Source organism: Aquimarina longa SW024, from assembly GCF_001401755.1.
Lineage (GTDB): Bacteria > Bacteroidota > Bacteroidia > Flavobacteriales > Flavobacteriaceae > Aquimarina > Aquimarina longa.
On record NZ_KQ474102.1, the window covers coordinates 297,372 to 314,648 of the forward strand.

General features: G+C 31.5%; 17 protein-coding genes and 2 tRNA genes. 12 read left to right on the forward strand and 7 right to left on the reverse strand.

The window, feature by feature from the left end; translation table 11 throughout:
• The first annotated feature begins 106 nt into the window (after window positions 1-106).
• Entirely contained in the window at window positions 107-313 is a 207-nt protein-coding gene (locus N456_RS17415) for a hypothetical protein (protein ID WP_062059982.1), read from the forward strand.
• 43 nt (window positions 314-356) lie between these two features.
• Entirely contained in the window at window positions 357-929 is a 573-nt protein-coding gene (locus N456_RS17420) for an RNA polymerase sigma factor (protein WP_082422575.1), read from the forward strand.
• An 11-nt stretch (window positions 930-940) separates the two neighbouring features.
• Here the strand turns inward: N456_RS17420 and N456_RS17425 are convergent, their stop codons facing one another.
• Window positions 941-1,171, reverse strand: coding sequence for a hypothetical protein (locus N456_RS17425; RefSeq protein WP_062059984.1), 231 nt, complete (start codon window positions 1,169-1,171; stop codon window positions 941-943).
• A 268-nt stretch (window positions 1,172-1,439) separates the two neighbouring features.
• Between N456_RS17425 and lipA the strand changes: the two genes are divergently transcribed.
• Genes lipA through N456_RS17440 form a run of 3 tightly spaced genes read left to right on the forward strand, consistent with a single transcriptional unit; the run spans window position 1,440 to window position 5,592 of the window.
• Complete coding sequence (gene lipA / locus N456_RS17430; protein WP_062059985.1) at window positions 1,440-2,312, forward strand: lipoyl synthase; 873 nt, start codon at window positions 1,440-1,442, stop codon at window positions 2,310-2,312.
• Between the two features lie 22 nt (window positions 2,313-2,334).
• Window positions 2,335-3,339 (forward strand): type I glyceraldehyde-3-phosphate dehydrogenase, encoded by a 1,005-nt coding sequence (gene gap / locus N456_RS17435; protein ID WP_062059986.1) that lies wholly within the window; start codon window positions 2,335-2,337, stop codon window positions 3,337-3,339.
• A gap of 30 nt (window positions 3,340-3,369) precedes the next feature.
• Window positions 3,370-5,592, forward strand: a complete 2,223-nt coding sequence (locus tag N456_RS17440) for a tetratricopeptide repeat-containing hybrid sensor histidine kinase/response regulator (RefSeq protein WP_062059987.1) — start codon at window positions 3,370-3,372, stop codon at window positions 5,590-5,592.
• 486 nt (window positions 5,593-6,078) lie between these two features.
• Here N456_RS17440 and lpxK read toward each other — a convergent pair whose 3' ends face one another.
• Window positions 6,079-7,092 (reverse strand): tetraacyldisaccharide 4'-kinase, encoded by a 1,014-nt coding sequence (lpxK, locus tag N456_RS17445; RefSeq protein WP_062059989.1) that lies wholly within the window; start codon window positions 7,090-7,092, stop codon window positions 6,079-6,081.
• A gap of 107 nt (window positions 7,093-7,199) precedes the next feature.
• Between lpxK and N456_RS17450 the strand changes: the two genes are divergently transcribed.
• The 4 genes from N456_RS17450 (at window position 7,200) to N456_RS24580 (ending at window position 10,736) form a co-directional block, all read left to right on the forward strand.
• Window positions 7,200-8,294 carry a Nif3-like dinuclear metal center hexameric protein gene (locus N456_RS17450; RefSeq protein WP_062059991.1) on the forward strand — a complete coding sequence of 365 codons (1,095 nt, stop codon included), beginning with the start codon at window positions 7,200-7,202 and terminating at the stop codon, window positions 8,292-8,294.
• Between the two features lie 3 nt (window positions 8,295-8,297).
• Window positions 8,298-9,074: a zinc ribbon domain-containing protein gene (locus N456_RS17455; protein ID WP_062059993.1), complete on the forward strand. Its 777-nt coding sequence runs from the start codon at window positions 8,298-8,300 to the stop codon at window positions 9,072-9,074.
• A 65-nt stretch (window positions 9,075-9,139) separates the two neighbouring features.
• Window positions 9,140-10,384 carry a glycosyltransferase gene (locus tag N456_RS17460; protein WP_062060098.1) on the forward strand — a complete coding sequence of 415 codons (1,245 nt, stop codon included), beginning with the start codon at window positions 9,140-9,142 and terminating at the stop codon, window positions 10,382-10,384.
• 211 nt (window positions 10,385-10,595) lie between these two features.
• A complete protein-coding gene (locus N456_RS24580) occupies window positions 10,596-10,736 on the forward strand; it encodes a hypothetical protein (RefSeq protein WP_158447922.1) in 141 nt (46 codons plus the stop codon).
• Between the two features lie 377 nt (window positions 10,737-11,113).
• Here N456_RS24580 and rpsT read toward each other — a convergent pair whose 3' ends face one another.
• The 4 genes from rpsT to proS all read right to left on the reverse strand — a co-directional run bounded on the left by rpsT (window position 11,114) and on the right by proS (window position 13,163).
• Window positions 11,114-11,362, reverse strand: a complete 249-nt coding sequence (rpsT, locus tag N456_RS17465) for a 30S ribosomal protein S20 (protein ID WP_062059995.1) — start codon at window positions 11,360-11,362, stop codon at window positions 11,114-11,116.
• A gap of 34 nt (window positions 11,363-11,396) precedes the next feature.
• Window positions 11,397-11,468, reverse strand: a tRNA-Glu gene (locus N456_RS17470).
• Between the two features lie 68 nt (window positions 11,469-11,536).
• A tRNA-Glu gene (locus N456_RS17475) sits at window positions 11,537-11,608 on the reverse strand.
• Window positions 11,609-11,684: 76 nt separating this feature from the next.
• Window positions 11,685-13,163, reverse strand: a complete 1,479-nt coding sequence (gene proS, locus N456_RS17480; RefSeq protein WP_062059996.1) for a proline--tRNA ligase — start codon at window positions 13,161-13,163, stop codon at window positions 11,685-11,687.
• A 99-nt stretch (window positions 13,164-13,262) separates the two neighbouring features.
• Between proS and N456_RS17485 the strand changes: the two genes are divergently transcribed.
• The 3 genes from N456_RS17485 (at window position 13,263) to N456_RS24895 (ending at window position 16,442) form a co-directional block, all read left to right on the forward strand.
• Window positions 13,263-14,438 (forward strand): hypothetical protein, encoded by a 1,176-nt coding sequence (locus N456_RS17485; RefSeq protein WP_062059998.1) that lies wholly within the window; start codon window positions 13,263-13,265, stop codon window positions 14,436-14,438.
• 88 nt (window positions 14,439-14,526) lie between these two features.
• The gene (locus N456_RS17490; protein WP_062060000.1) at window positions 14,527-16,041 is read left to right on the forward strand and encodes an OmpP1/FadL family transporter; all 1,515 of its coding nucleotides are present in this window, start codon (window positions 14,527-14,529) and stop codon (window positions 16,039-16,041) included.
• Between the two features lie 113 nt (window positions 16,042-16,154).
• Window positions 16,155-16,442 (forward strand): hypothetical protein, encoded by a 288-nt coding sequence (locus N456_RS24895; protein WP_062060002.1) that lies wholly within the window; start codon window positions 16,155-16,157, stop codon window positions 16,440-16,442.
• 89 nt (window positions 16,443-16,531) lie between these two features.
• On the opposite strand, the gene N456_RS17500 is transcribed toward N456_RS24895, so the two are convergent.
• The gene (locus N456_RS17500; protein WP_062060004.1) at window positions 16,532-17,269 is read right to left on the reverse strand and encodes an SDR family oxidoreductase; all 738 of its coding nucleotides are present in this window, start codon (window positions 17,267-17,269) and stop codon (window positions 16,532-16,534) included.
• Between the last annotated feature and the right edge of the window lie 8 nt (window positions 17,270-17,277).

Below are 17,277 nucleotides of genomic sequence, written 5' to 3' on the forward strand. Positions count from 1 at the left end.
CATTAAATTTTATTAAAAAAAATAATAATTGTTTTTATTTAATAGGGCACTTACTTAGCCGCACATTCTTTGTATCTTTGTAAAAAAAATTGATTTTTATACAGTTATGAAACTTTTATTACTTACAGTTGGTTTATTATTATTAGCATTTGGTGGTATTGCTATCAAGTTATGGGCAAAAAAAGATGGTAAATTTGCTGGTACATGTGCTAGTCAAAGCCCTTTTTTAAATAAAGAAGGTGAATCGTGTTCTCTATGTGGTAAAACTCCAGATGAATATTCAACCTGTAATGATGAAAAGCATTCTAATTAGTTTTTAACTATGTTAGTCACTTATTCTAATCAAAAAAAAATCATTGAAAAAAGAAAAATCTATTCCTCTAGAAGATCACATTAAAAATGCTAAAGAAGGGAAACAAATATCTTTTAATTATCTTTTAGATACTTTTTGGAATGATGTTTATAATTTTCAGTTAAAAAGAACTGAAGATGAATACGAAGCCGAAGATATTACGATACAAAGTTTTTCTAGAGCATTTGATAGAATCAGCACATTTAAGGAAGAATATAGCTTCAAAACTTGGTTGATTCAGATTTCAAAAAATATTCACATAGATTTATTACGAAAAAAAAATGCTTCAATACAATCTAAGACCACTACCCAAGCAGATGATGTGGTGTACAAAATTATTGACGACACTCCCACTCCAGAAGATAAATTAATTACTAAACAGAATCTAGCTCAGTTACTCCTGTATATTAAGCAATTAAAGCCTAACTATCAAAAAGTAATTAATTTAAGATATTTTCAGGAGTTGAGTTATAAAGAGATCGCTGACCACCTAGATGAACCCATAAATAATGTTAAAGTTAAATTACTACGAGCTAAAAAATTACTTTCTGAGATAATCACTGATGTAAAACATTAATGTTTTAAAAATTACCTTAAAGTAAATGAAGTAAACTCCTTTATAATACTGTATAATGGATCAATCCATTTATCATTAATCTTTTTATCATATTTAATAAACTTTTGTACCAACCCTTTTGGTGCAGAAATTTCTTTCTCTATTGCAGTGATATTAATATATCTCTGATTATTAAGTAACCATTTTTCCACACGCTTTCGATTGTTTTTCTTCTTTTTAAGACTAACCAATTCTTCAGACATGATTTTTTATCTTTAATTAAGAGGATAACTAGAAAAAATAAAAAAAATTTCACGTTAACTTAATTTTAACCTAATGTTAAGACTTTACTTAAGTAAGGTATTGCAGTAAACTAAAAAATCTATAGTTTATGATTTTCAGAATATACTTTTCTAACTAGAACACTTCTTTATTAATCAACAAACTTCTTTTGTAACGATATCTTAACTTTACAGAAAACTTCATTTTAATCTAAGCTTTCTTTGTATTTTTGCTAAAAATATTTCTTGTATGAATAATGATGTTACTAGTGTAGCTCCACCTAAAGGAAAACCAAAATGGTTACGTGTTAAACTCCCCACAGGAAAAAAATATACCGAACTCCGAGGACTGGTAGATAAATATAGTCTACACACAATCTGCACCTCAGGAAGTTGCCCTAACATGGGAGAATGTTGGAGTGAAGGAACAGCTACTTTTATGATATTAGGAAATATCTGCACACGATCTTGTGGTTTTTGTGGAGTAAAAACAGGAAGACCTGAGACAGTAGATTGGGAAGAACCCGAAAAAGTCGCTCGATCTATAAAAATTATGAATATAAAACATGCAGTAATAACATCTGTAGACAGAGATGATTTATTAGATGGTGGTTCAATTATCTGGGCAGAAACTATCCAAGCTATTCGTAGAATGAACCCAGAAACTACACTAGAAACTTTACTCCCCGATTTTCAAGGAAAAACAAAGAATATCGATAGAATTATTGCGGTAAAACCAGAAGTTGTTTCTCATAATATGGAGACCGTAAAAAGATTAACACGAGAAGTTAGAATACAAGCTAAATATGAGCAAAGCTTACAAGTTTTAAAATATCTTAAAGACAATGGCATTGATCGTACAAAAAGTGGAATCATGCTTGGTCTTGGAGAAAAAGAAAATGAGGTTATACAAACACTTACAGATCTAAGAACTGTAGGATTAGATATTGTTACTATCGGACAATATTTACAACCAAGTAAAAAACACCTACCAGTCAAAGAATTTATAACTCCGGATCAGTTCAAAAAATATGAAGAAATTGGATTAGAAATGGGGTTTAGACATGTAGAAAGTGGTGCTCTAGTAAGATCTTCTTATAAAGCTCAAAAACATTTAACATAACTAAAAAAGTAATATCCATTTAATGAATACGTCTACTAGAATTGCTATCAACGGCTTCGGAAGAATTGGTCGTAATTTATTTAGATTATTGGTCAATCACCCACATATAGAGGTTGTAGCTATCAATGATCTTGCTGATTCAAAAACATTAAGTCACCTACTTAAATATGATAGTATTCATGGTATTTTACCTTTTGAAATATCTTACACCAAAGATCATATAGTCGTACAAAACAAAACAATTCCATTACTTAACAAACAAGATCCCGAGCAATGTAACTGGAAAAAATACGATGTAGATGTAGTTATAGAATCTACAGGAAAATTTAAAACAAGATCTAGTGCTGAAAAGCACCTAAAAGCAGGAGCAAAAAAAGTTATTCTTTCTGCCCCCCCTGTAGATGATAGTGTAAAGACTATTGTTATGGGAGTAAATGATCACATTATAGATGGTTCAGAAAGTATTATATCAAATGCTTCTTGTACTACAAATAATGCAGCACCTATGATTAAGGTTGTCAATGATTTATGTGGTATTGAGCAAGCTTATATCACTACAATACATAGCTATACCACAGATCAAAGCTTACATGATCAACCTCATAGGGATTTAAGACGCGCAAGAGCCGCTAGCCAATCTATTGTTCCTACAACAACGGGGGCTGCAAAAGCACTAACAAAAATTTTTCCTGAATTAAGTAATGTTATAGGAGGGTGTGGAATCCGGGTTCCTGTTCCAAATGGGTCGCTTACAGACATTACCTTTAATGTTAAAAAACAAACATCAATTCAAGAAATTAATGATGAGTTTAAAAAAGCTTCAGAAGCTAATTTAAAAAGTATTTTGTCTTATACCGAAGATCCAATTGTATCTGTTGATATTCTTGGTAATCCATACTCTTGTACATTTGATTCATTAATGACTTCTGTAATAGGAAAAATGGTAAAAATAATAGGCTGGTATGATAATGAAATTGGCTATAGTAGCAGAATAATCGATTTAATTATTCACATTTGTAAGAAATAACTATCTTAGTTGAGATATTTCAAAAGAAAAATGCCAACCCAATTCAAATACTTTACAGTTATACTTTTATTAGTTTGTTATTTTTTTGGTGTCTCACAAACAACTAAAGATCTAGAAAACAAACAATTAAAAGACTCTATAGAACATTATTTAATTAATGCCTCTCAATCCATTGATCAAGCAAAATTAGAACTTGCACTTTCTAATATTATTAATGCAAAAGAACTTGCCTTACAAAAACAAGACAAAATCTATATCGCAAGAACTAATATGATACTTGCTAAGTTATATATAGAACTAGGTGATCTAAAAAAAGCTGAAGAACAAATTCTTGATGCAATAGCAATTCAAAATGAAGGGAAAGATGAAATTATGCTTGCTTCTTCATATACTATTTATGGATCAATATATATCAGACTTAAAAAATATAAAGCAGCATTACAATCACTAGAAACAGCACTTATACTAGCAAAAAAAAATAAAATTAAATCTCAAGAAGGGCATATAAAATTAAATCTTGGTATTTTAGCGCTTGCCCAAAATCAACCTGAATTAGCCATACAACATTTTGATAGTGGACTTCCCATTATCAGTTCACTTGATCAATATTATTTTAAAGCACAATTATATACCAATAAAGCTAGAGCACAATTATTACTCAATCAGCCTGTTGATGCAAAAAAAACTAATGATTTAGCCATGCAGATTGGTCAGGATATGGGATATTCTGAAATACGCTCAGAGTGCTATGAATTATATAGCCAGATATATGAAAAAAAAGAAGATTACTTCTCCTCTCTCCGTAATTTAAGAGCTCATGAAAAAATAAAAGACTCCTTATTTAACACCAATAAAGAAATTATAGCTCAAGAGGCTGGCGCAAAATTAAGTCTAAACGAAAACAATGTTCTAATTGAAGAATTAACCGAAGAAAACATTCAACAACAAAGATCTTTAAAATTAGGACGCCTAACTACTATATTAAGTATCGCATTAATAACCATATTATCACTTTTAACTCTTTCTTTATATAAAAATAATAATTTAAGAGCTAGAGCAAATGAATTATTACAAAACAAAAATACAGAACTTATTTTAGCCAAAGAAAATGCAGAAAGAGCAAGCGAAGCCAAAGTACAATTTCTGTCTACAATAACTCACGAACTAAGGACACCATTATATGCTGTCACAGGACTAACTCATTTATTACTTGAAGAAAGCCCTACGCCCAATCAAAAAGAGCATCTTAATTCACTTAAGTTCTCTGGAGAGTATCTTTTATCATTAATCAATAACATACTAGATCTCAATAAACTAGAAGCCAATAAAGTCGAAGTAGAAAACACCTCATTCAATCTCAAAAAAAGAATTAATGATGTACTAATTGCCTTAGGTAAATCTGCAAAAGACAGGGATAACAATTTACATTATGAGTTTGATGAATCCATACCTCCTAAATTAAAAGGTGATCCATTAAAAATATCACAAATTTTAATTAATCTTATTGGAAACTCTATAAAATTCACTCAAAATGGAGATATCTGGATACGTGTAAGCCCCATTAGCCAAGTTGAAAACAAAATAGCTCTTAATTTTGAAATTGAAGACAATGGAGTAGGAATATCAGAAAAGAAACAGCAAAGTATTTTTGAGAATTTTACACAAGGATCTGTACAGATTAACAGAAAATTTGGAGGTACAGGATTAGGACTATCAATTGTAAAAAATCTATTATCCTTAATGGGAAGTGAAATCAACTTAGAAAGTAAATTAGGTAAAGGATCCAAATTTATGTTTAATCTTACGTTTGAAATCTTTGAAGATAAAAGTACTGACTATGCTGAAGAAGCTAAAAAAATAGATTACAGCGTAATGGTTGACAAACATGTATTGATAGTAGAAGACAATAAAATCAATCAACTAATTACACGAAAAATTTTAGAAAAAAATAGAATAAATTGCGATGTAGCCGATAATGGAAATATTGCAATAAATAAAACAAAAGAAAATTCTTTTGATCTAATTCTTATGGATATTCATATGCCAGGAATTAGTGGAATACAAGCCACCAAACAAATTAGAGAATTCAACACCGAAATCCCTATTATTGCATTAACAGCAGTTACTCTAGATGATAATTTGGATGAGTTCTATGATAATGGTTTTAACGACATAATACCTAAGCCCTATAAAACAGAGGAGTTTTTTACAAAACTCCATAAAGCATTAGTAAAAAAACAAGCTACTGTTTAATTTTTAGCAAAAAAACTGAAATAAAAATCTTACAAAAAAATATCTCCCCCCTATTATAGCTTTCTTTTTAGTTAAAACCACATACAAGCGTAAAAGCAAAACACACTTTCTATCTAAATAATTTTAGAGCTAAGACTATATTACAAGTCCCCCCCACTTTGTTGATTGGATATATACAAACGTTACTTGTATAGATTATTTCTTTTTTCATAATCATTAACTATATTAGTTTTTTTAAACTAAAAATCAACGAATAAACTAATATACTAGGATATACCTCACAAAATAACCACTACTCTAAACCCTAGGAAGCATTCTCCTTACAATAACACTACTATGAAATCTTCTCTTTTTCTTCTAAGATAACCACTTCTCAAACAATACGTATATTTTAGACCTATCAAGAAATTAATCCAAAAAAAAGGGGTAAAACGTACTAATCTTAATATCCCTAATTTAAAATCTTATATAAATGAACACCAAAAATTATATAATACTATTCATAAATTCTAATATCTTAACATCAAAAAAATCGCTATTCTCAATAAACTTAATCTCTATTGGCTGATACCATAATTTCTTTTCAGAAATACTCGAAGACAACCTAACATAATCTTTTTCTGTAGTCACTATAAATTCCAGAGCACTTAATTTTATCAATTCAGTATCTGTAAAATTATGATGATCAGAAAAATTAATATGATCAAACTTTAGTCCTAAAGCAGTATAATATTCTACCAAAGGAGTTGGATTAGCGATACCTGTAACTAGAGTAAAATGAATATTCTTCAAAGAACTAACTGATCTAGCCTCAGAAACATTCATAATATTGTCGCCATAATTAATAGTAGTAAAAAACAAATCCTGATTAGGTTTTACAGCTAACTTATATTCTATTTTTTTTCTTTCCTCAATAGATAATTGACTAGGACATTTAGTAACCACTATAATATCCGCTCGTTCAGCTCCTCTTCTTGGCTCTCTTAAATTACCCGTAGGCAACACTATATCATCACAGTAGAGGTCATAATATGGAGTAAGTAAAATATAAAACCCAGCCTTTACCTTACGATGTTGATAAGCATCGTCCAATATAATAACCTCTGGTTGCGGAGTTAAAGATCGTAAAGTAGCAATTCCATTACGTCGGTCTGCATCTACAGCTACAATAACATCAGAAAATTTTTTTTTAAATTGAAGAGGCTCATCACCTACCTGTCTAACCTTAGCATCAGGTCTAACTAACAGAAAACCTTTTGTCTCTCTTTTATATCCTCTACTAAGAGTAGCTAATGTTATTTTATCTCTAAGTAATGTAATTAAGTATTCTACCATCGGTGATTTCCCTGTTCCTCCAACACTAAGATTCCCAACAACAAGTACTGGAAAATCATAAACCGTAGATTTCTTAACTCCTATATCATATAGTTTATTTCGCAACCAAGTAACCAAGTAATAAAATGGAACAAAAGGCAGAAGTATTTTTCGTAGTACATTCACACGATTAAAATTTTAAATATATTGACCTCACAAAAGTATAAAACGAAACTTTAGATTATTGGTAAAACTTTTTTTACATTCAATTTTTATTAAAAAAAGATATTATTATGCAAATAAAAGAAGTTATACAGCATCTTGAAGCTTTAGCTCCAACAGCATACGCAGAAGATTTTGACAATGTTGGCTTATTAGTTGGAAACTCTGAAACTAAAGTAACAGGAATCCTTGTAACACTAGATACACTAGAAAACATCCTTGATGAAGCTATAGAAAATAACTGTAATTTAATCGTTAGTTTCCATCCAATCATATTTAAAGGAATAAAAAAGTTTAATGGTAATACTTATGTAGAACGAGTAGTCATGAAAGCTATAAAAAATGACATTGCAATTTTTTCCATCCATACAGCATTAGATAATGCGCTATATGGAGTAAATAATATGATGTGTGAAAAATTAGGATTACTACAACGCAAAATTCTTATTCCACAAAGTGGGAATATTAAAAAACTAACTACATTTGCCCCTAATAATGAAGCTAAATTACTATGTACTAAACTTTTTGAAGCAGGAGCAGGAACCATTGGTAATTATGACAACTGTAGTTTTTCTTCTGAAGGAACAGGAACTTTTAGAGCATTAAATAATGCAAATCCCTCTCTAGGAATTATTGGAAAATTACATGAAGAAAAAGAAACCCAAATCCAAGTCACCTATCCAAAACATTGTGAAAACAATATCCTTAAAGCGCTTTTTAAAAATCATTCTTATGAAGAAGTTGCTTATGAAATTACCACTCTAGAAAATAAAAATCAAAACATAGGAATTGGAATGATTGGAGAATTACCAGAATCTATGAAGGAAATTGATTTTTTAAAATACATCAAAAGTATTTTTAAAACAGGATGTATACGACACTCAGCATTACTAAACAAGCCTATAAAAAAAGTAGCTGTACTAGGAGGTAGTGGCAGTTTTGCGATACAAAATGCACTATATGCTGGAGCCGATATTTTTATTACTTCGGATTTAAAATACCATGAGTTTTACAAAGCAGAAAACAAGTTCATACTTGCTGATATTGGTCATTATGAAAGCGAACAATACACAAAAAACCTAATTGTTAGTTATCTTAGAAAAAAAATCAGTAATTTTGCAATCATTTTATCGGATAAAAATACCAATCCCATTCAATACATATAAAATATGGCAAAGAAAGAAGTTACTGTTGAGCAAAAATTAAGAGCTTTATATGACTTGCAATTAATTGACTCTAGAGTTGATGAGATCAAAAACGTACGCGGGGAACTACCTTTAGAGGTTGAAGATCTTGAAGATGAAGTAGCCGGATTAAACAAAAGATTAGAAAAGTTAAACAATGATCTTGATACAATCGACGAAGGTACGAAGAGCAAGAAAAACCTAATCGAAGAAGCTAAATCATTAATCAAGAAATACGGAGAGCAACAAAAAAATGTTCGTAATAACCGTGAGTATAACTCCCTAAGTAAAGAAATCGAATTTCAGGAGTTAGAAATTCAATTAGCTGAAAAACATATCAAAGAGCACAAAGCTCAGATTATTCAGAAAAATGAAATTATTAATCAAACCAAAAGCAAACTTGCTGAACGCAATGAGCACCTTGCTCATAAAAAAGGAGAATTAGATTCTATCTTAGCAGAAACAGAAAAGGAAGAAGAAGCTTTATTAGCTAAATCTTTGGATTTCCAGAAAGAAATTGAAGATCGTTTGATTAATGCATATAAAAGAATTCGAAATAATGTAAAAAATGGCCTTGCTGTTGTCCCTATTGAGCGTGGAGCATCAGGAGGATCATTCTTTACCATACCACCACAAGTACAAATGGAAATTGCTTCTCGAAAGAAAATCATTACCGACGAACATAGTGGCAGAATTCTAGTAGATCAAGAACTTGCAAGAGAAGAAAAAGAAAAAATGAATGCTCTTTTTTCTAAATTATAATAAAAAGATAATCAAATAATATATAGCCTCAGTTTTGCTGAGGCTTTTTTGATTTTATGAAACAAATGCAACACATACTCATCATAGGCTTTGTTTGGCCAGAACCTAATTCCTCTGCAGCTGGCAGTCGAATGCTGCAACTCATAAAACTATTTATATCTCAAAACTGGAAAGTTACCTTTGCTAGCCCTGCAGCAGAAACAGAGCATATGACTAATCTTGATGATAGAAACATAAGCAAAGAAATCATAACCCTCAATAACTCCAGCTTTGACAATTTCATTATAAAAAAACAACCTAACATAGTCGTTTTTGATCGATTCATGATAGAAGAACAATTTGGATGGAGAGTAACCAAACACTGCCCTAACGCATTAAAAATATTAAATACAGAAGACCTACACTGCCTTAGAAAATCAAGGGAAGAAAGCTTTAAAAACAAAGAGCAATTCGAAATCAAAAATCTCTTAAATACTAACATTACTAAAAGAGAAATTGCTAGCATCTATCGATGTGATCTATCACTAATAATCTCTGATTTTGAAATACAATTACTTATTGAAACTTTCAAAATAGATCCGGATCTATTATACTATTTACCTTTTTTATTTAGCCCTATCACCACAGAATCAAAAAAGAATTGGCCGAATTATGACGATAGAAAACATTTCATTACTATAGGAAATTTTCGACACGAACCTAACTGGAATAGCATTTTATATCTCAAAGAGACTATATGGCCACAAATAAAAAAAGAGCTCCCAGAAGCAGAGCTACACGTCTATGGTGCTTATCCCCCTCCTAAAGCTACTCAATTACACAACCCAAAAGAAGGTTTCTTTATTAAAGGATGGACTAAAGATGCTAAAAGAGTCATGTCTCAAGCACGTGTTTGCCTTGCTCCTCTACGATTTGGAGCTGGAATCAAAGGTAAACTTGCAGAAGCAATGCTTTGTGGAACTCCTAGTATAACAACCAATATAGGAGCAGAAGGGATGCTTGATGAAGAATCTGACTGGAATGGTTTTATAAGCGACGACCCATCAACCCTCACCAAAGCCGCCATAAGACTTTACAACGATAAAAATCTATGGTTACAATCACAACAAAATGGAATAGGGATTATAAACACTCGGTTTCAGAAAAAAGAATTTTCCACTACATTTATAAAACAAATCCATAAGATCCAAGACAACCTAGCAGAATACCGCACTAAAAATTTTATAGGCAATATGATGCAGTATCACACTATGCGAAGTACTGAATTTATGTCTCGTTGGATAGAAGAGAAAAATAAGATTAAGGAATAAAAAAAATATCACATAGCCTTATCACAATTTCTACCCACCTCCTATTCCGAAAAACACAGAGTTAACATCTTTCCTCAAAAAAACAACTCAAATACTTGATTATCAATCAATAAAATATTTATTAGCTCAAAATAAATTTATCAATTCTTATAGCGTTATCATTTTTGGCATACTGTTTGTCCTAAAAAAGTTAGAAACTAAAAAACAAATCATGAAAACAACTCTACAATTACAAAGTATTTACACTCCAAAACGTAAAACAAAAACTGCAGAAGATTGGATTGGGTATATCAATGCTAAGAGAAAAGAAATCAGATACGGAACCCATCATTCTATATTAACAAAAGAATAAATTATCTTATTAATCGAAGTATAAATACAACCATAAATCATCACTTACTTGATTCTTATTTATTAAATAAATAGTTAACTAATTCATAAATCAAAAGCTTCAGAACTAGCTCTCGAAGCATGCTTCCAAAAAACATTTTGATCATCCGAGGAAAGCCTCAGAGAATTAAGCCCTCAATAAGAGATTAAATGCGCTTTTAAAGGATCATTCGGATCATTCCTAAAAGTTGTGTGTGAATTGAAATAAGAATGTGATCTTTGTAAATAAAATCAACTATTGGTCTTGATCCCATCTATCAAGCATAACATATATATACCAAAAAAAGCTTTTCCATAACAGGAAAAGCTTCTATATGCTAAAAATATGTTTCGTACTGTTTATAGAGCAGCTACATATTTTGTTAATTGTGACTTTAAATTAGCAGCCTTATTCTTATGAATAATATTATTTTTAGCTAATTTATCAAGCATAGAAACAACTGTAGGAAACAAAGCCTCCGCTTCTTTCTTATCAGACTCACGCAATTTCTTAATAGCATTACGTGTTGTCTTATGTTGATATCTGTTTCTAAGACGTCTTGTCTCGTTACTTCTTATTCTCTTTAATGCTGACTTATGATTTGCCATCTCTCTTCTATTAAATTTTTTACTATAAAATTTGTAGCCCGTAGGGGAATCGAACCCCTCTTACCAGGATGAAAACCTGGCGTCCTAGCCGATAGACGAACGGGCCATTTTCCTTTTCCAAGGATTGCAAATCTACAGTTTTCACTTTTAATTTGCAATTAATTTCAATATTTGTAGCCCGTAGGGGAATCGAACCCCTCTTACCAGGATGAAAACCTGGCGTCCTAGCCGATAGACGAACGGGCCTTGGTTGCCTAATTGCGGATGCAAAAATACAACTATTTTTGAATGTTGCAAGTGTTATTTTATTTTTTTCTAAAACTTAATATGCTTTTGCAAATAACACTCTGATTTTAGACGACTTACCACTATAGACACAATTACCATTTTCTTCTTTAGCATCAAAAGGAATACAACGTATTGTCGCTTTTGTGAGCTCTTTAATCTTTTGCTCAGTCTCTATAGTCCCATCCCAATGTGCAGAAATAAAACCTCCTTTATTATCCAAAACCTCTTTAAATTCTTCAAAAGAATTTACTTTTGTAATATGTTCATCCCTATACTGAGTTGCTTTTTTATATAAACTCTCTTGAATTTCAGTAAGCAATGATTCAACAGTTACTACCACTTCATCCTTAGAAACAAACTGTTTTGTTAACGTATCTCTACGAGCAAGCTCTACAGTTCCTTTTTCTAAATCCTTAGGACCTATTGCGATTCTAAGAGGAACTCCTTGCAATTCATATTGAGCAAATTTAGCACCAGGTCTATAGGTATCCCTATCATCAAACTTAACAGATATTCCTTTTGACCTCAAGTCAACAACCAGTTGGTTTGCTACTTCAGAAATTTGATTAAGTTGCTCTTCGCCTTTATATATAGGTACAATAACTACTTGAATAGGAGCTAAATTTGGAGGTAAAACCAAGCCATTATCATCACTATGAGTCATGATCAACGCTCCCATCAGACGAGTAGAAACTCCCCAAGAAGTTGCCCACACATGATCCAATTTCCCTTCCTTAGAAGTGAATTTTACATCAAAAGCTTTTGCAAAATTTTGTCCTAAAAAATGAGAAGTCCCTGCTTGTAACGCTTTCCCATCCTGCATCAATGCCTCTATACAATAGGTATCATCTGCTCCTGCAAAACGCTCACTCTCTGTTTTTCTACCTTTTACTACAGGAATTGCCATAAATTGCTCTACAAAATCAGCATATATCGTATTCATTTGTTCAGTTTCTGCAATCGCCTCTTGTTTTGTTGCATGAGCTGTATGCCCTTCTTGCCATAAAAATTCGGCAGTACGTAAAAACAATCTAGTACGCATCTCCCATCTCACTACATTAGCCCATTGATTAATCAATAATGGCAAATCTCGATAGGATTGTATCCATCCTTTATATGTATTCCATATAATAGCTTCAGAGGTAGGACGTACAATCAATTCTTCTTCTAATTTTGCATTAGGATCTACTATCAATTTAGAAGCATCATTAGGATCAGTTTTTAATCTATAATGCGTAACAACCGCACACTCTTTAGCAAATCCTTCTGCATTTTTTTCTTCTGCCTCAAACAAACTTTTAGGAACAAACAATGGAAAATATGCATTTTGATGCCCCGTTTCTTTAAATTTCCTGTCTAATTCAGCCTGCATTTTTTCCCAAATAGCATACCCGTATGGTTTAATCACCATACACCCTCGTACTGCCGAATTCTCAGCTAAATCAGCCTTAACGACTAATTCATTATACCATTTTGAATAATCCTCACTACGCTTAGTTAAATTCTTGCTCATAACCTATTGTTTGGCACAAATATTGTGGCTCTGTTAAATATAATTTAATTAGCGCAAAACTAACTAAATTTGTAACGTTCAACAATAAAATAAGAAGATATGCAACTTAAAAATTATTTTCAAAGAGTTAGATCTGCTGGATTTTTACTTTTGGCTACCATATTTATGTTGACATCTTGTGGTTCTTATGAATATACCCCATATAATGATGGTATTTACAGTAATACAAGAGGCCAAGAAAACACCAAAAATAGAGTACATAGCATTAAAGAAAAACCAAGTTATTATTCTAGCTATTTTTCAGAAAAATCTGCACAAATTGATGATGCAATTGAGGAAGATATAATTTTTACAGATATTGATTCTTATTCTAGTGAAGGTTATGATATAGCAGACACAACTTCTACTACCCTAAACTATAAAGAGGCACAACCATCATGGGGAAGCAATCCTTCTGAGGTTAGTGTTAATGTTATCAATACTGGTTGGAATAGACCGTATTGGGGAATAGGATTCGGATGGAATACCATAGGATGGGGTGGTTACCAAGGCTTAAACTGGAGTATCGGATGGAATAATCCATACTGGTATAACAATTTCTACTGCCCTCCTTATTACTATAATGGTTATTATGCAGGATATCAGCATCCGTATTATTATAATAGATACCCTTATTACGCAAGAAACCGTTATATAGCATATAATAGAGGTCATAGAAATGCATACGCTTATTCTACAAGAAATCGTAAATCTTACAATTCAAACTATAGCACTCGATTAAGAGGAAATTCAAACTACAACAGCAATAGAACTAGACAAGGTTACTCTAATAGAAAAGCAAGTACATCTGCAAGAACACGATCTTCATCAAATAACAACTATTCTCGCTCTCGATCAGCTACATCTGTAAACAGGAATAGCACTAGAACTAGAGCCAGAAACAATTCTTCTTATACTAGAAGTAGAGGAAACTCTCCCTCTAATAATTCCACTAGAAGCAGAAGTTCTCAGTATTCTAGAAACAACTCTTCTACAAACAGAAGCAGAGGGTACTCTACTCCTAATAATAACTCCTCTAGAAGCAGAAGTTCTGGATACTCCAGAAGTAATTCTTCTTCAAACAAAAGTAGAAGCTACTCCCCTTCTAGAAGTAGAAACTCTGGGTATTCTAGAAGTAACTCTTCTCGTAGCAGTGGGTACTCTAGATCTGGAGGAAGCAGTAGGTCAAGAAGTAGTGGTAGTGGTAGCAGAAGTAGAAGCCGTGGAAGAAATTAGCAACCGTAAACAAGCCTAATTTAGTAACAGTTTAAACAGCTTTTACAGCCATTATGCATAAAGTTTTCAGAAATTCAAAAAAAAATAGATGAAAAAACTATTCTTATTGATAGGAATATCATGTGTATCTTTTCTAACCGCTCAGGATATTAATGACGCATTACAATACTCACAACAAGATATTTTGGGTACTGCTCGTTATAGAGCCCTAAGCGGTGCCTTCGGAGCCTTAGGAGGAGATATTTCTGCATTACAAATAAATCCTGCAGGGTCTGCTGTTTTTTTAAATTCTTATGGATCTATTACCTTATCCTCTAGAAAAGTTAGTAACGATGCTGGTTATTTTGGTACTACTACTAATCGTGATTCTAGAAATATGAATTTTAACCAAATTGGAGCTGTTTTTATTCTTAACAATCAAAACAATACTACTTCTGGAATAAATAAAATTTCATATGGGATAACTTACGATCAAACTACTGATGCTAAAAATAAACTTTTTGCCTCTGGTCGTAGCCCAAACTCAATAGACCGTTTTTTTCTTACTGAAGCACAAGGACTTCCCTTAAACCTAATTTCTAGAAGAGCCGGAGAATCTATTGATAACCTTTACGGTTTCTTAGGAGAAACTGAAAGTTATGGTACTCAACAAGCATTCTTAGGATATGAAAGTTTCATCATAGAATCAAGTGATCCTGACGACCTCAACAGCACTTCCTATATTTCTAATATTGCTTCTGGTGTTTTTGATCATGAATATTATAAAAACAGTACTGGATTAAATGGAAAACTTACGTTAAATGGAGGGATTCAAATCAATCAACGATTTTATGCTGGTTTAAACCTAAACTCACACTTTATTAATTATGATAAAACTACAGAGTTTTTTGAAGGAAATAATAACACAGGGAGTGATATCAATGAGGTTATATTTACTAATAAATTGTCTACTGTAGGTACAGGATTATCTCTACAAGTCGGAGGAATTGCAAAGGTATCTAATATGGTTCGGTTAGGTGCTTCTTTCGAATCTCCAACTTGGTATTATCTAAAAGAAGAGACTGTTCAGCGATTAAAAACACTTAGTGATAGTAATGGGAGAGCAGTAGTCAATCCAAATGTAGTTAATATTTTTCCCGAATATAAATTACGTACTCCAATAAAAGTGACAGGAAGTATTGGTTTATTATTTGATCAACAAGGGTTAATAAGTATCGATTATTCCTATAAGGATTACTCTACCACTAAATTAAGTTCTGATAAAGGAAATGATTTCTCTGCTATCAATAAAGATATAAAAACAAATCTTCAAGGAGTTTCTAGTATCAAAATCGGTACTGAATGGAGGTTTGAAAATTGGAGTATGAGAGCTGGCTATAGTTTTGAAGAAAGCCCATATAAGAATGATTTAATTGCCGGAAACAAAACAGGCTATTCAATTGGTACTGGATATAACTTTGGTAAATTTAGATTTGACATTACATATGATTATACCGAACAAGAGATCACTGAACAATTTTTCCCTAACTCCGCCTTCAATAATGGAACTTTAATTGATAATTCTATTAAAAATATTACGTTCTCTCTTGGAATGAACTTCTAATATCTATTAATTTTTTATTTGATTGTTATTAAAACCACATGACAGATCAAGAAATTAAAGAAACTATTACTAAAAAAGCTATGTAGTATGTAGTACCCTCTAGTTTTTATATCTTGTATGATGGTCTAACTAGTAGTTTTAAAAACGAATTTGAAAATTCTATTAAGAAAAATAACCTTAGATTACTTATTTATAGTCTTCCGAATGGTAATTGGGTAGTCATTGGAACTAAAAAAATTGCTATAAATGATCATAATAAACTTAAATTCCTTCGCATTGATGCTATAACAGGAGTTATTATATCAAAGTCTGAAAATATAAAAAAGGCTAAAGTTAATCAACATGGTAGGACGATTAGCTTCCAAAATTGGAGAAATAATAACCTACACTCAATACAGTAAACAAACACTGCATTGAGGAGGTTTTCATTTCATTATACGTACACATCTTATACAATGATATATTGAATAAATTCATGATATAAATAGTATTACAAATTATTTATCTTTTTTAGCGCAAGCTTTGGAAATATTCTAGATAACATATATAATAATTTTACTTTTGAAACTTTTATTTCTGTTTTTCCTTCTTCTAATCCTTTAATCATTTCGTAAACTGCTGTTTGTGTAGAAATAGCAATCTTTGGAGCATTTCCCTTATGCCAAGGAGTGTCTACTGCTGGGAACAGTACTTCCACTACTTTAATATTACTTTTACCTAATTGAATTCTAAGAACTTGTGTAAAAGAATGCAATGCTGCTTTTGTTGCATTATAAAAAGAATAAGCAGCTTTTGGCGCATAAACCAGTCCTGTAGTAACATTTATGATTATTGGATTATTATTTTTATTTAAGATAGGATATAAATATTTTGTAAGTCGTAAGGGAGCAAAAAAATTGACTTGCATTTCTAAATCTGCTTTTTTTAAAACATCGTCTCCTTCTATAAATGGAGTTACATGAACAATCGCAGCATTATTAATCAAAACATTTAAGTCACTATGGTTTTCTTGTACCCAAGTAGTCAAATCAAAACATTGTTTTTCATCAGACAAATCACATTGAAATATTTCAAACTCGGGGTTACTCCTTTTAGCTTCAAGTAATTTTTCTTCTGTACTACCACAGATGATCACTTTATTTTTTTTCTTAAGCAGTTGTTTACCTAACTCTAAACCTATCCCAGAACTTCCTCCTGTTATAAGCACCTTATTATTTAAAAAACTCATTTTATTTA

Excerpts from the sequence above, each read along its gene's own strand:
- N456_RS17450 (WP_062059991.1), top strand. The coding sequence starts at position 7,200 with ATGCAAATAAAAGAAGTTATACAGCATCTTGAAGCTTTAGCTCCAACA.
- N456_RS17500 (WP_062060004.1), bottom strand. The coding sequence starts at position 17,269 with ATGAGTTTTTTAAATAATAAGGTGCTTATAACAGGAGGAAGTTCTGGG.
- N456_RS17490 (WP_062060000.1), top strand. The coding sequence starts at position 14,527 with ATGAAAAAACTATTCTTATTGATAGGAATATCATGTGTATCTTTTCTA.
- rpsT (WP_062059995.1), bottom strand. The coding sequence starts at position 11,362 with ATGGCAAATCATAAGTCAGCATTAAAGAGAATAAGAAGTAACGAGACA.
- gap (WP_062059986.1), top strand. The coding sequence starts at position 2,335 with ATGAATACGTCTACTAGAATTGCTATCAACGGCTTCGGAAGAATTGGT.
- N456_RS17485 (WP_062059998.1), top strand. The coding sequence starts at position 13,263 with ATGCAACTTAAAAATTATTTTCAAAGAGTTAGATCTGCTGGATTTTTA.
- proS (WP_062059996.1), bottom strand. The coding sequence starts at position 13,163 with ATGAGCAAGAATTTAACTAAGCGTAGTGAGGATTATTCAAAATGGTAT.
- N456_RS24580 (WP_158447922.1), top strand. The coding sequence starts at position 10,596 with ATGAAAACAACTCTACAATTACAAAGTATTTACACTCCAAAACGTAAA.
- N456_RS17425 (WP_062059984.1), bottom strand. The coding sequence starts at position 1,171 with ATGTCTGAAGAATTGGTTAGTCTTAAAAAGAAGAAAAACAATCGAAAG.
- lipA (WP_062059985.1), top strand. The coding sequence starts at position 1,440 with ATGAATAATGATGTTACTAGTGTAGCTCCACCTAAAGGAAAACCAAAA.
- N456_RS17455 (WP_062059993.1), top strand. The coding sequence starts at position 8,298 with ATGGCAAAGAAAGAAGTTACTGTTGAGCAAAAATTAAGAGCTTTATAT.
- N456_RS17415 (WP_062059982.1), top strand. The coding sequence starts at position 107 with ATGAAACTTTTATTACTTACAGTTGGTTTATTATTATTAGCATTTGGT.
- N456_RS17440 (WP_062059987.1), top strand. The coding sequence starts at position 3,370 with ATGCCAACCCAATTCAAATACTTTACAGTTATACTTTTATTAGTTTGT.
- N456_RS17460 (WP_062060098.1), top strand. The coding sequence starts at position 9,140 with ATGCAACACATACTCATCATAGGCTTTGTTTGGCCAGAACCTAATTCC.